Here is a 14149-nt window from a genome sequence, read left to right as displayed (position 1 = left end):
GGATTTTGCTCCCCACTTTAGTTGAGAGCAAAATGATTATCCAGTGATTGTTATTCATATCGAATCGTTATTTACATCATGATGAAATAGTTGCATTTGGTGCATCCACTGTAGCGTAAATCAACCGGTAACTGTTTCCTGAGCGCGACGTGGCGTTTTGATAACCAACCCTCCAGCAATGAACAGTGCCACCACTGCCACGTACAGCGCAGGCTCTAACCGGTGAGTCAAGGTTGTTGAGATAGCGGATAATATTGGGCCAACCAGTTGTCCGATAGCATAACCGGTGGTCAGTAAACCAGCCATATAGCGGGTGTGTTGCGGTGCCAGCTCCCGGCCATGCTGCAATGAAAGTTGCACCACACTCAGGAAACCGCCACCGGTCAGTAATGCCCCTAATGCCAACCCACTAACTCCCGGCACTAGCTCCGCACACAATACCCCCAATGCCTGTACCCAGAGTGTTAATGCCAAGCGGGTTTGCGAACTCAGGCAATGGCGGGTCAAAATACCGATAGTGATCCCTATCACCGCCGCGCCACCAAACACCGGCCAGACAAACTGGGCAAACAGGCTCTCTGGGAAGCGCGCTGCTGCCATTTGCGATAAAAATGTTGCGGGCAGAATATAACCGAATCCCGCCAGACTGTAGCTCCACACCAGGCGCTTGAGTGCTGGCGTTAAGGTCAGCGGAACCGCAGTAATATGCGGGCGATGTAGTTCCCCACTTCGCGGCAGATTAATACTGATCATGGCAATAATAACTAACGCCAATACACCATAGACCAGCCAGGCTTCTGCGGCCGATAAGCCATAGCTATGAATAACCACTGCCAACATACCGCTGATGAATATGCCCGCGCCTGGTCCGGCAAATACTGCGGCACTGAGTGCCGGACGGCCAAAGTGGGCCAGACGTTCATTGGTCCAGGCGGCGATAAGTACCATCGACCAACCACTGGCCCAGCCAATGGCAAAACGTACCACGCCATGCCACCACGGCCCATCAACTACTGCGGATAGCAGCGTAAGCGTTACCGCTCCCCACAATCCGAGCCATAAACGGCGCTCCACATGGCGGCTGGCACGCATAGCATCAAAAGCGCCAAACAGGTATCCCAGATAATTAAAGGCTGCCACCAGCCCGGCACCGGTTAGGGTGAACTGATGCTCTGCGATCATTAGCGGTACTTGCGGCGTAAAAGCAAAACGGCCAATTCCCATCGCCACCACTAACGCGAGAAAACCACTTAATGCAATTCTTAATGCCATCTGCCCTGCCCATTGTTTGCTGACAGATAATTCCTGCCAGACGGTTAAAAGAAAGTTGCCAATATCATGCCTGAGCATTAGAATCACAAAAAATGAATAATACTAACTAAGTTCATCACAAAAAGAGAACACCTATGGACCTGACCCAGCTACGCATGTTTTGCTGTGTAGCAGAAACCGGTTCCGTTGCCCGGGCAGCGGAGCAGATGCACCGCGTCCCGTCAAATTTGACGACCCGCCTGCGCCAACTTGAAGTTGAGCTGGGTGCCGACCTGTTTATCCGTGAAAAACAGCGCCTGCGGCTCTCCCCGATGGGACATAACTTCCTCTGCTATGCCAACCGGATCCTGGCGCTAAGCGAAGAGGCAATGCGCATTACGCATGCTGGCGAACCGGCGGGTAATTTCCCGTTAGGCTCGATGGAAAGCACTGCTGCCACCCGTCTGCCTAATTTGCTGGCGGCCTATCATCAGCGCTACCCACAGGTGTCCTTATCGCTGATCACCGGGACATCGGGTGAAATCATTGAACAGGTACGGGCCGGAACACTGGCGGCAGCACTCGTTGATGGGCCAGTTCAACATGATGAACTGCACGGTTGTCGCTCTTTCGACGAACAATTGGTGATCATTTCTTGTTTGGACCACCCTCCGATTATGCAAGCCCGCGATGCGGTGGATGAGACACTGTTTGCCTTTCGCCCCAGCTGCTCTTACCGCTTGCGCCTGGAGAGTTGGTTCCGTCAGGCCGGTGTCTTACCGGGCCATATTATGGAAATCCAGTCTTACCATGCCATGCTGGCCTGTGTTGCCAGTGGTGCCGGGCTGGCATTGATACCCCATTCCGTATTGGCGCTACTGCCGGGCCATGAACGGGTACAAGTTCATGCCTTACCGGCTGATATTGCCGATACCGCAACTTGGCTTATCTGGCGTAAAGATGCCTTTAGCCCCAATGTCCGCACCTTAAAAGAACTGATTATCGAGCAGATTGAAATTCAGTGACTTATCTGACGGCTTGCCGCTTATCGGCCATAATTTATACAAACCATGTTGACTTACGTCCAGACAGCCAGATGCAACATATTAGACACATAAACAATTAATTTATATAACAGTCACCACACAGAAGCTATAGGAGCAACACCATGCAGATGATTAAAACTCGCGCCGCAGTCGCATGGGGGCCAAACCAGCCGCTATCGGTTGAAGAAGTTGATTTGATGCCACCGCAGAAAGGCGAAGTGCTGGTACGGATTGTCGCCAGTGGCGTATGCCACACCGATGCCTACACCTTGTCAGGCAAAGATCCCGAAGGGATATTCCCAGTGATCCTCGGCCATGAAGGTGGTGGGATTGTAGAAGCAATCGGCGAAGGTGTTACCAGCGTTGCTGTGGGTGATCACGTCATTCCGCTGTACACACCAGAATGCGGTGAATGTAAATTCTGCCGCTCCGGTAAAACCAATTTGTGTCAGGCGATCCGTAGCACTCAGGGCAAGGGTTTGATGCCTGATGGCACCACCCGTTTCTCTAAAAATGGCCAGCCGATCTTCCATTACATGGGGACTTCAACCTTCTCTGAACTGACAGTGGTACCGGAAATATCACTGGCAAAAATCAATAAAGAAGCGCCATTAGAAGAAGTTTGTCTGCTCGGTTGTGGCGTCACCACCGGCATGGGGGCTGTGATGAACACAGCAAAAGTCAAACCGGGCGACACTGTCGCCATCTTCGGCTTGGGTGGCATTGGTTTATCGGCAGTGATTGGGGCGAAAATGGCTGGCGCTAGCCGCATCATTGGTATTGATCTCAATACCAGTAAATTCGAGCTGGCCCGCAAACTGGGCGCAACAGACCTGATTAACCCGAAAGATTATGATAAACCTATTCAGGATGTGATCGTCGAGCTGACCGATGGCGGCGTAGATTTCTCCTTTGAATGTATTGGTAACGTCAATGTTATGCGCTCAGCGCTTGAGTGCTGTCATAAAGGCTGGGGCGAATCAGTCATCATTGGTGTTGCTGGTGCCGGTGAAGAGATTTCGACTCGTCCATTCCAATTGGTCACAGGCCGCGTATGGCGTGGCTCAGCATTTGGTGGCGTTAAAGGACGCTCCGAGTTACCGGGCATCGTGCAGCAATATCTGGACGGTAAATTCGCTCTGAATGATTTTATTACCCATACCATGGGGCTAGATCAAATCAACGAAGCCTTCGATTTGATGCATGAAGGTAAATCTATCCGTACCGTGATCCATTTTAATCATTCTTCACAAAACAAATAAGGCAAGGAGGCAGGCAACGCATGAATACGTCACTTGAACTTCTCGAAGAGCACCGGATGTTTGGCGGGTGGCAGCAACGCTATCGCCACACCGCCAGCAGCCTGAATTGCAATATGACCTTCAGCATCTATCTGCCCCCCTTACGGGATGACAACCCGCCACCGGTGCTTTACTGGCTGTCGGGTCTGACCTGTAATGATGAAAACTTTACATTGAAAGCCGGTGCTCAGCGGGTGGCCGCTGAGTTGGGTCTGGTACTGGTTATGCCGGATACCAGCCCACGTGGCGATGATGTGCCGAATGACGAAGGTTATGATTTAGGACAAGGCGCGGGGTTCTACCTCAACGCAACACAAGCCCCTTGGTCTAAACATTTTCAGATGTATGATTATATCAGCCAAGAGTTACCGGCTTTGATCGCCCAACATTTCAGAGTGAGTGACCGTCAGTCTATCTGTGGCCATTCAATGGGGGGGCACGGGGCATTGATGCTAGCACTGCGTAACCCGCAGCAATACCAATCAGCTTCGGCCTTTGCGCCGATAGTCAATCCGTGTCAGGTGCCTTGGGGGCGCAAAGCCTTGACTGCGTATTTGGGTACCGATGAGAGTCAGTGGTTGCAATATGATAGTTGCCACTTACTTACACATGCGCACACCCAACTGCCGATGCTGGTAGATCAAGGTGATGGTGATCAGTTTCTGGCTGACCAGTTACAACCGGCAAAATTAGCTGAATTGGCGCGACAGCGCGATTGGCCACTGACACTTCGTATTCAACCGGGTTATGACCATAGCTATTTCACCATAGCCACATTTATTGAAGATCACTTACGCTTCCATGCGGAATTCTTACATCCGTAATCGATGTAATTAACGTGACTATCAATCATAACTATTTTAAGCCCTACGGGGCTTTTTTATTTTAACGTAGAAATGCATAGTTATTCCCGTTACAGTTATAGCTAATTAACAATCGAAAAATTAAAAAAACATGATAGCTAATCACATTCCATACAAACATATCTATAAATAAAAATATTGATAAATTCCAAAAATAGAATTACAAATAAACAGTAAGAATCTTTTTGGTACTTAATTACATTCAAAGATAATTATTTAAATGGAGTATTATATGAATATTTCAAAGCAATCAGATGATAAAGAAATAAAATACAGCCACTTAATAGCACTAAAAGGTAAGTTGCAATCATTAGAAGAATCATTTAAGAGTAATGCATTTTATATAAATGACAATGAAATAGAAAAAATAAAAAACAATACCCTGCGAAGCAAAATAACAGCATGGAACTGGTCAAGAAGCTTTGCTGAAGAATAGAAAAACATGAACCATTCAGAAATTATTGGTTAGGCCATAAATCATTAATGGCCTAACCTTGCTCCACATAGCAGTAACAATGAAAGCAATTCAATACACCTTATAGGTTTCAATATGTAGGAAGGAAGGCAGAAATAAACGCATCCAACACATTTACGTCTTGAAATCATGGGGATAAATAAATTGAGATATTCTTGTATGTTTACAAGTGAATTCATTAATGATGTAAAGCTTAGCCCGATGGCAAGTATATTAGCGATAATAATAACGGCTTTAGGTATGCTCTCATCATTTTTAGTATTACTGCTTTATTTAACGGATAGAAGTATTGAAAGTTACCACAATGACCACGCACAAATATATCGCATAGAAACTCAGTTTAACTTGCCAAACGGTGACGATGTAAAATCAGCACAAGTACCTTTTCCATTGATTCCAGCATTGCAGAATGCAAAGAACATTAAAGAGGTTATCTATGCACTACGTCTATTTACAGACTTACAAGTGAATGACCAAACTCACAGCAAAGTAGAGATTTATACCGTTAGTCCGAATTTCTTCAATGTCATTAATCCCTATAAACTGAGTAATGATCAACCTAATCTATATGAACCAAATACTTCTCAATACCGTCCTCATCTGACCCAGAATGAAATTATTATTACGCCAGAATTTAATCGTCAATATCTTCATCTGGATAATCCGGTCGGGCACGTTATCACCTTAGGGAACAAAGGCCAATTCGTCATTAAAGATATGGTTAGTTTGCATAAGGATAGCCGTTTTAAAACCAACGCCGTGATTGCATTTTCTCCCGAACTCATAGATGGCTATCATGATAAAAGGCATGATTGGTACGATATGCACGCTTATGCCTTTATTACAATGGACGCAGGAGAAAAACCCGATTCTGAACAATTGGGTACACTCGTTACCCGTTACGCCCCCCAACTCCCTGGAGCACCATTCAGCCCCGAAGAGTTCATTCAATTATCTGCACGTAATATTACCGATATCCATTACGATAATGGGTTACCTGATGAGATCAGCACAGTTATTGCAAAATCCTATTTATACAGCTTATATGCAGCCGGTATTTTTATATTTCTAACAACCACCATGAACTTTTTTAATGTTAACAATGTAATAAATACCAATAAAAAAAACAGTTTCCAGATAAAGAAATCGCTCGGAGCCTCTCGTTATCAACTATTGACTGAAGCACTTTCCATCGCACTGCTTCAAGCCTTTTTTGTACTCCTGTTAGCAATCCTCTTTCTGATTGTTTTAATACAGCTATCTACAGGCGTTAAAGAGTTAATTCTCATTCAAGAAACTAAAACATTACTAGCCTCCTTCTTTTTTACATTGATTTCAATTTATACAGCAATTCTCATATAACATATCTATATGTTACCGTTTTTCCCAATCAATCTGGCCATTATAATATTTATAATCAACAGCCAATATCACGCTACGTCCATCAAGGAGCACTGTGCATACAAATAACAATCGCAGGCATAATAGTTTACTTATGGGCAGGAATATTGACACAGAATGATTTTATGCAGCATCATAATTTTGGTTATGAAAAAGACAATATAGTGACATTTACTTTAAGTGATGAGTTAATTGATCAAGCAGCAATAAATAGTTTACAAAATGAATTGAAGAATACTGTAAATATAGAGTCTATCGCACTTAGTAGCTGGCAACCCTTTGACATGTCGAGGACAAACACGTCAATATTTCATCTTAATCAGCAAGAGAAAGATAAGTTAGTAACAGTAAATACACTTAATGCTAATAAACACTTCCTTGATACCTGGGGAGTTAAGGTATTAGCAGGGTATGATAATGTGCTAATGCCGAGTGATGATAATAATATTGTCCATGCGGTAGCAACTCAATCCTTTATGACTTTAATGGGGCAACATTCCTATGATGAAACATTGAATAGCATATTTTACATTAATGATAATGACTCTGAACATAAAATAAGAATCCTTAGAATAATAAATGATTTTTATCTTGCAGATGTCAATAAAAACACCACACCACTATTGATATTTATTGAAAACAAGTCCCAACGATATGGCGCATTAAAATTGCAATATATACAGGATCTTGGGGAAGTTAAAAAAACACTTGAGCGATATCGGGTTAACCCCACGCAAATACAAACAGTGGAACATTTACATCAAGCATATTTCAATACGAATAGACTTATGCAAAAAACAGCTAATTTTGTTGCCATACTTTCAATTTTATTAATAAGCACGGTAATCATCAGTATATCCGAAACCAAACAAATCGGTAAGACATTAAGAATAATGGAGTCTATTGGTGGTTCTATTTATACCCATATCGTTTTCTTTATACAGCAAAATATCGCCCCCATTATTTTTGCTGCTATAATAGCATTCTCGATGGGTTTCTTTTTATTGCATCGATGGTTGGTTCAATACCATGCTGTGGATAATCTTTCATACGTCAATGCCACTGCTACACTTTTTATTTTCATAATTAGCATAGTTGTCATTATGACTATTACGCTGATCTTTAATAATGACAACATAAATACCAAAAAGAAACAATAAATACATGGATATAAAAATTGAAAAAAATGCACATACAAACTTACGCATAACGTTAATTATTATAGGTGTATCACTTATACTGATTGCCTGTTTTTTTTACATTTACTCTTTATTCACAAGCCAAAATACGTTATTAGTTGCGCGGGAAAACACTATTTTCATTACGGTTAAGCCTGAGGAATTTCAGGACGTATTAATTACACGTGCCATTACGGTACCGAAGGAAAGCACGATTATATCAAGTGAACGTGGGGGGAAAGTCATTGAAATTGCCAAAAAAGCTTTTGAAGCGGTTAACAAAGGTGATGTTATCGTTCGTTTATCCAATTATGATTTCATGTTAGAAACAACCTCCAGAATGGCAGATATCGCCGAACAAATAAATAATCTGCGTAATATGAAAATGCGATTGGAACAAGATAATCGAGATACCAAACTCAGCCTACAAGAAGCTCAACACCAGATCGAGGTTGTTAGCAAAAACCTTGTCAGGCATCAAGTCCTCGATACAAAATCGATGATTGCAAAATCAGAGTTAGAAAACCAAAAAGATATACTGAAAAATTGGAAAACTAAGAGTGAGATATTACTAGAACATAATAACAAAAACCAAAAATCACTTCCTAAGCAATTAAATAATATTAATGACTCTATTTTATTACTTGAACGAATGATGGGAATGATTGAAACGGGCATCGATCAATTAGTAATAACTGCACCTATTGACGGCTCTTTATCTGTTTTGGACATTGAGTTAGGCCAGCAAATAAAGCCTGGTGAAAAAATAGCAGTCGTAGATAATTTCAATTCATATTATTTCAATGTTTTTTTGAGTGAATATTACTTGGATAAGATAAAACCACAAACTCGTGTTATTGCAAAAATAAATGGCCAGGATATTGTACTGCTTATTGAATCGGTCTCCACAGTTATTGATAATGGCAAGTTTAAGGCAAAGCTGACACCGACTCAATTAAACAAAGTCCCGCTAAAAAGAGGCCAATCTATTGAAATAGAAATCTCATTGCAAGATGAGAAAGAGAAGATATTATTAGTACCCAATGAAAGTATTACTTCAGATAAACATGGGGGTAACTACCTCTATATCTACCAACAAAAACATGATCATGCGATTAAAACTAAAGTAGAAATTAAGCGCCGCAACGCAGAAAAAACAGAAATAACAGCAGGACTAAATTCAGGTCAACGTATTATCATCCCTTCATATTCAAACAGTAACCAATATAATATAATTGAGTTTAAATAATATGCTAAACATACAAAATGCAGAAAAGTGTTTCATAACAAAAACGATTAAAACCCGGGTATTTAATCACCTGAACCTCGCTGTGGAACAAGGTGAATTCGTATCAATTATGGGTCCATCAGGATCGGGGAAATCGACTCTGCTCAACATTATAGGCATGTTTGACTCACTTGATAGTGGCTCACTTACCTTAACAGGAAAGGATGTCGTATCCCTAAGTTACTCACAACGAATTATATTAAGGCGTGAGTTGATAGGCTATATTGTTCAATCATTTAATCTTATTCCACATTTATCAATATTCGATAATATTGAGTTACCACTGAAGTATCGCCATGTTGCAAAAAAAGAACGTATTGAACGCGTTAATCGGATTTTAAACCTTTTTGCTATCGAGAATCGTAGAGATCATAAACCAATGCAATTATCGGGTGGTCAGCAACAACGAGTCGCCATTGCCCGTGCCATGGTATCCAATCCAGCATTATTGTTAGCTGATGAACCAACCGGTAATTTGGACAGTAAAAACACCCGAAATGTACTTGAACAATTAAGCAGAATAAATCAGACCGGAACAACCATAATAATGGTTACACACTCAGATGAAGCCGCCACATATGGTAATAGAATCATAACCATGAGAGATGGAAAATTAACTTAAAAATAGGAGCGCAACATGCGTGATATAATACCCATCGTAAACATAGATAGCGTTAATATTAGAGACGTAAATATTAGAAAACTGGAGGAATTAACCTCGCATGAATATAAAGCATTATCGGCCTATCTCATCGGGAAGATCCCTGCTAGCCAATTATTGGCTGGTGATGAGTTAACTCTATTTAATAAAGAGTTAACTCATCATATGGAGGTAAAAGCAATTAATGTAGGTTTCGCACTATAACTCAACCTCTTGCCCTTTGCGGTGCAGGCGCAATGAAACCAGGAAGGTGACGAAGCACATTGCCGAAACGTACCAAAAGAAGCTGTTTTCCATATCAAAAGACTTAAGAGACAGCGCCACATATTCAGCACTACCACCAAACATGGCATTTGCAACTGCATAAGACAGGCCGACACCCAGTGCCCTCACTTCCGGTGGGAACATCTCTGCTTTTAGTAATCCGCCAATAGAGGTATAAAAACTGAGAATAATCAGGGCGGTAATAATCAGCATAAACGCAATATATGGACTGGTTACCCCTTTAAGGGCGTGCAGAATAGGTACTGTTAATAACATTGATAATAGGCCAAACGTTAACATAGATGTACGCCGGCTGATACGATCGGATAATGCACCAAATAAGGGCTGCACTAGCATAAAAATAAATAATGCAGCCGTCATTACCAAACTGGCGGTTTTTACATCCATTCCGGCGGTATTGACTAAATACTTTTGCATATAAGTGGTGTAGGTATAAAAAGAAAGAGAGCCACCCGCGGTGAAGCCTAGTACCATAATAAATGCGCGACGGTTCTTCCATAGCCCTTTCAAACTACCCGCATCTTTCTTATTACGGTTCTTCTCATCCGAGGTTTCATTCAGTGAACGGCGTAAGTAAAGAGCAACCACTGCCAACAGTGCGCCCAGAACAAAAGGAATACGCCAGCCCCAACTGTGCAATACCTCTGATGAAAGTGTTTGCTGTAATAGAACCAGCACCAATAATGCCAGCAATTGGCCGCCAATTAATGTGACATATTGGAACGAAGCATAAAACCCTTTGTGCCCTTTCACTGCGACTTCACTCATATAGGTGGCACTGGTACCATATTCGCCCCCAACAGATAACCCCTGGAATAAACGGGCGACTAACAGTAAGACCGGTGCCAGGCTACCAATTGACGCATAGGTTGGCAGGCAAGCAATCATCAACGAACCGGCACACATCATATAGACCGAAATCAACATGGATAACTTGCGGCCATGTTTGTCAGCAATATAACCAAATAACCAGCCGCCAATCGGCCGCATCAAAAAACCAACAGCAAAAACACCGGCAGTCTGCACTAATTGGGTGGTTGGATTATCACTGGGGAAAAAAAGCGGGGCAAAATAGAGCGCGCAAAAAGAGTAAATATAGAAATCAAACCATTCAACCAAATTCCCAGAAGAGGCCCCAACAATGGCTCGTATCCGTTGCCGGGTATCTGCTTTATCTGTCAGACGTGCTGATGTTCCCTGACCTTCTACCACAGTAGTGTCTAATGAAGTTGTTTCAACCATAATGATGCGTCTGCCACATTGTTAAACGTCCATGCCATATAAGCTCAGAACCGAGAAATCACAGACACTGAACTCTCATTTTTATATTGTTAGATTGTTATATATTGGTAACATTATCGTTTCAATGAGAGTTATAGCGCAGAGAGTAGTTTAGGAAAAACCTCAATTTCCTTTGTGATGTCAATTACATAAATATGTTAAGTCGACTGTTTGGTGAAGGTTTTTTTGTGAGCGGCACGACAGAAAAAAACGGGAACAGTACGTAGTCAAAGTGACGATAAGTGGCCAGCACAGCGATTTTGCTGACCCTGTATTCGTCTGCCCTTTTCTGTCTAGAAAGCAGATCCTGGCTGTAAAAGAAAAGCCTGTTCCTCTGCACTTGAGACTCGCCCGAGGATATGATTGCGGTGTGGGTAACGGCCAAAGCGATCAATAATCGCTTTATGGCGTAACTCATAATCAAGCTGATTGTCATTACCCAATTCGGTAAAGAGTTCTAATGCCTGTTTATGAATAAGCGCCGATTCGGAATGCATAAAAGGAAGATAAAGAAAGCCGCGTTGAATATCAGATAATTGTTTCGTCTGACCACTGCTGATTGCTTCCTGCGCTAGCACCAGCGCCATCCCGTCACAAGAAAATGATGCAGGTAAATCACGGAACAGGTTTCTGCTGAATTGATCCAGTATCAATATTTCCGCCAAACGCCCTTCAATTTTAAACCGCCAGTGGGCCAATTCCCCCTTTGATGCCGCTTGCCAAACCGGGCCAAACCGCTTGCGTAGCAGAGCATCAAAATCCTCATCCTTTTTGAACCACAACGCCGGGTCCATCTCGTTAAACCAAAAGTCCAGAATCGATTGATACTCCATGTCACACCCCTGTGTTGCCTGCCGAAGGTTTATACCCATGAAAATAATAGCACTGATCAAGGCAGTATCAATCTATCGTCTCTTTGCGCCGCCATCCATTCACCCACCTGACAATCTCTGCCATAATGGTTTCATTATTTGATGGTAGCTCAGCACCCATAATTATCTCTAGCTAACGGTGCACACTGACCACGGAGTCCAGCATGGATCACAGTAATACCTCGGATTTACTCTCTCTCGAACAAGCTCTGACTAAAATGCTGTCGCAGGTTACGCCATTGCAGGCAACAGAAATCATCGCATTGACCGAAGCGGCGGGACGTATCACCGCCAGTGCAATTACATCACCGATTGCTGTGCCCCCCTTCGCCAATTCAGCCATGGACGGATATGCCGTGCGTTGTAATGAGCTTAGCAGCACATTACCGCTGCCGGTGGCCGGCAAGGCTTTTGCCGGTGCACCGTTTAAAGGTGAGTGGCCAGCCAATACTTGCGTGCGAATCATGACCGGTGCCACAATTCCTGAGGGAGCCGATGCCGTCATCATGCAAGAACAGGCCGTGGCTGGCGAACAAGGTGTCATATTCAATAGCCAGGTGCAGGTTGGGCAAAATATCCGCTTGCCGGGTGAAGATATCCAACAGGGTGCTGCCGTTTTCCCCGCGGGGGTAAAATTAGGCGCGGCGCAATTACCGCTACTCGCCTCATTAGGCATTGCAGAGATTGCCGTGTTTCGCACACTGAAAGTGGCTATTTTCTCTACCGGCGATGAATTGCAACCAGTCGGGCAGCCCTTAGGCGAAGGACAGATTTACGATACTAACCGCTTCGCGGTACGGTTGATGCTGCAACAGTTAGGCTGCCAAATAGTTGACCTTGGCGTGATCCGTGACGATCAACTCGCATTGCGCAAAGCATTTGAACAAGCCGATGCCGCCGCTGACCTTGTTATCAGCAGTGGTGGTGTCTCGGTGGGTGAAGCGGATTACACCAAACAGATGCTGGAAGAGTTAGGCGATATCGGTTTCTGGAAGTTGGCGATAAAACCCGGCAAACCGTTTGCTTTCGGCAAATTGGATAACGCCTGGTTCTGCGGCTTACCGGGTAATCCGGTCTCGGCGGCGCTAACATTCTATCAGTTGGTACAACCCCTTATTGCTAAACTCTCCGGCCATGCGGGGTGGCGTCCACCACTGCGCCTCAACGCGGTCGCGGCGACAAAATTGAAGAAATCCCCCGGCCGTTTAGATTTTCAACGCGGTATTTTCTCCACCAATGCTAACGGTGAATTGGAAGTACGCACCACAGGTCATCAGGGGTCTCACGTATTCAGTTCATTCAGCCAAGGTAACTGCTTTATTGTGCTGGAACGAGAACGCGGTTCTGTCTCGGTCGGTGAAACAGTTGAAATCGAACTGTTTAACGGGCTATTGGGGCAATAAATTGTACATGGTGGAGAGGCTGAGATGCTGCCAGAACTGACCGATGCCCAAGCCCTGCGTTATAACCGGCAAATCGTGCTGCGCGGTTTTGATTTTGACGGCCAGGAAAAACTGAATGCTGCCAAGGTGTTAATCGTTGGATTAGGGGGGCTAGGATGCGCAGCCGCACAATATCTGGCAGCAGCAGGCGTGGGCCACCTTACCCTGCTGGATTTTGATACGGTTTCGCTTTCCAACCTGCAGCGGCAGGTTTTGCATCGCGATAATCGTATCGGAATGTCAAAAGTGGCCTCTGCGGCACTGACGCTGTCTGAAATGAACCCTCATTTGGCACTGAAATCCATTGATGGTCAGTTAGATGACCAACAACTCGCGGCAACCATTGCTGAACATCAGTTGGTGTTGGATTGTACCGATAATGTCACCAGCCGCGAGCAACTCAATCGACTGTGTCATGCACAACGTAAACCACTGGTTTCAGGTGCAGCAATTCGCATGGAGGGGCAAATTAGTGTTTTCACTTATCAGCCAAACCAACCCTGCTATCGCTGCCTCAGTCGGTTATTCGGTGACAATGCACTGACCTGTGTTGAAGCCGGGGTAATGTCGCCCTTGGTGGGGATTATTGGTAATTTACAAGCGATGGAAACCATAAAGCTGTTAGCTGATTATGGTCAGGTGATATCTGGGCGCATATTGATGTATGACGCCGCAACGGCAGAGTTTCGGACCATGAAGCTAGCCAAAGATGCCCACTGTGAAGTCTGTGGCAAAGATTAGCCGCCTATTTAGCGCAAAAAAAAAGCTGATGCAATGCATCAGCTCTCTTATCAACACACCATCA

The 14149-nt window shown here is 43.9% G+C and carries 12 protein-coding genes and 1 pseudogene; 10 read left to right on the top strand and 3 right to left on the bottom strand.

Annotated features, from left to right (window positions below; genetic code table 11):
* Window positions 1–120: 120 nt before the first annotated feature.
* On the bottom strand, window positions 121–1272 hold the full coding sequence (locus tag Q2T72_RS07610; RefSeq protein ID WP_372568899.1) for a YbfB/YjiJ family MFS transporter: 1152 nt from the start codon (window positions 1270–1272) through the stop codon (window positions 121–123).
* 134 nt (window positions 1273–1406) lie between these two features.
* Here Q2T72_RS07610 and Q2T72_RS07605 point away from each other — a divergent pair, with 134 nt between their 5' ends.
* The 8 genes and pseudogenes from Q2T72_RS07605 to Q2T72_RS07570 all read left to right on the top strand — a co-directional run bounded on the left by Q2T72_RS07605 (window position 1407) and on the right by Q2T72_RS07570 (window position 9668).
* Window positions 1407–2276: a LysR family transcriptional regulator gene (locus tag Q2T72_RS07605; protein WP_083159403.1), complete on the top strand. Its 870-nt coding sequence runs from the start codon at window positions 1407–1409 to the stop codon at window positions 2274–2276.
* A 143-nt stretch (window positions 2277–2419) separates the two neighbouring features.
* Complete coding sequence (locus Q2T72_RS07600) at window positions 2420–3559, top strand: S-(hydroxymethyl)glutathione dehydrogenase/class III alcohol dehydrogenase (protein WP_050311956.1); 1140 nt, start codon at window positions 2420–2422, stop codon at window positions 3557–3559.
* 20 nt (window positions 3560–3579) lie between these two features.
* Window positions 3580–4422 carry an S-formylglutathione hydrolase gene (gene fghA, locus Q2T72_RS07595; protein WP_083159405.1) on the top strand — a complete coding sequence of 281 codons (843 nt, stop codon included), beginning with the start codon at window positions 3580–3582 and terminating at the stop codon, window positions 4420–4422.
* Between the two features lie 271 nt (window positions 4423–4693).
* Window positions 4694–4897: a darobactin family peptide antibiotic gene (gene darA / locus Q2T72_RS07590; RefSeq protein WP_083159407.1), complete on the top strand. Its 204-nt coding sequence runs from the start codon at window positions 4694–4696 to the stop codon at window positions 4895–4897.
* A gap of 198 nt (window positions 4898–5095) precedes the next feature.
* A pseudogene (gene darB / locus Q2T72_RS07585) lies at window positions 5096–7497 on the top strand (darobactin export ABC transporter permease subunit).
* A gap of 4 nt (window positions 7498–7501) precedes the next feature.
* On the top strand, window positions 7502–8764 hold the full coding sequence (gene darC / locus Q2T72_RS07580; RefSeq protein WP_372568898.1) for a darobactin export ABC transporter periplasmic adaptor subunit: 1263 nt from the start codon (window positions 7502–7504) through the stop codon (window positions 8762–8764).
* A gap of 1 nt (window position 8765) precedes the next feature.
* On the top strand, window positions 8766–9425 hold the full coding sequence (gene darD, locus Q2T72_RS07575; RefSeq protein WP_083159409.1) for a darobactin export ABC transporter ATP-binding protein: 660 nt from the start codon (window positions 8766–8768) through the stop codon (window positions 9423–9425).
* Between the two features lie 15 nt (window positions 9426–9440).
* Window positions 9441–9668: a hypothetical protein gene (locus Q2T72_RS07570; protein WP_372568897.1), complete on the top strand. Its 228-nt coding sequence runs from the start codon at window positions 9441–9443 to the stop codon at window positions 9666–9668.
* Here the strand turns inward: Q2T72_RS07570 and Q2T72_RS07565 are convergent.
* Both Q2T72_RS07565 and Q2T72_RS07560 read right to left on the bottom strand, forming a co-directional pair.
* Window positions 9663–10991, bottom strand: coding sequence for an MFS family transporter (locus Q2T72_RS07565; RefSeq protein WP_372568896.1), 1329 nt, complete (start codon window positions 10989–10991; stop codon window positions 9663–9665). The genes Q2T72_RS07570 and Q2T72_RS07565 overlap by 6 nt on opposite strands.
* A gap of 332 nt (window positions 10992–11323) precedes the next feature.
* Window positions 11324–11863, bottom strand: coding sequence for a DUF924 family protein (locus tag Q2T72_RS07560; RefSeq protein WP_372568895.1), 540 nt, complete (start codon window positions 11861–11863; stop codon window positions 11324–11326).
* A gap of 203 nt (window positions 11864–12066) precedes the next feature.
* Here Q2T72_RS07560 and moeA point away from each other — a divergent pair, with 203 nt between their 5' ends.
* Complete coding sequence (gene moeA, locus Q2T72_RS07555; RefSeq protein WP_372568894.1) at window positions 12067–13305, top strand: molybdopterin molybdotransferase MoeA; 1239 nt, start codon at window positions 12067–12069, stop codon at window positions 13303–13305.
* Between the two features lie 24 nt (window positions 13306–13329).
* Window positions 13330–14085, top strand: a complete 756-nt coding sequence (gene moeB, locus Q2T72_RS07550) for a molybdopterin-synthase adenylyltransferase MoeB (protein ID WP_193784691.1) — start codon at window positions 13330–13332, stop codon at window positions 14083–14085.
* Window positions 14086–14149 lie beyond the last annotated feature (64 nt).

It is taken from the genome of Yersinia sp. 2466 StPb PI (assembly GCF_041538325.1).
In the GTDB taxonomy this organism is placed as follows: Bacteria; Pseudomonadota; Gammaproteobacteria; order Enterobacterales; family Enterobacteriaceae; genus Yersinia; species Yersinia enterocolitica_E.
Note: the sequence above shows the minus strand (reverse complement) of the source record. Positions and strands in the feature narration are given on the sequence as shown.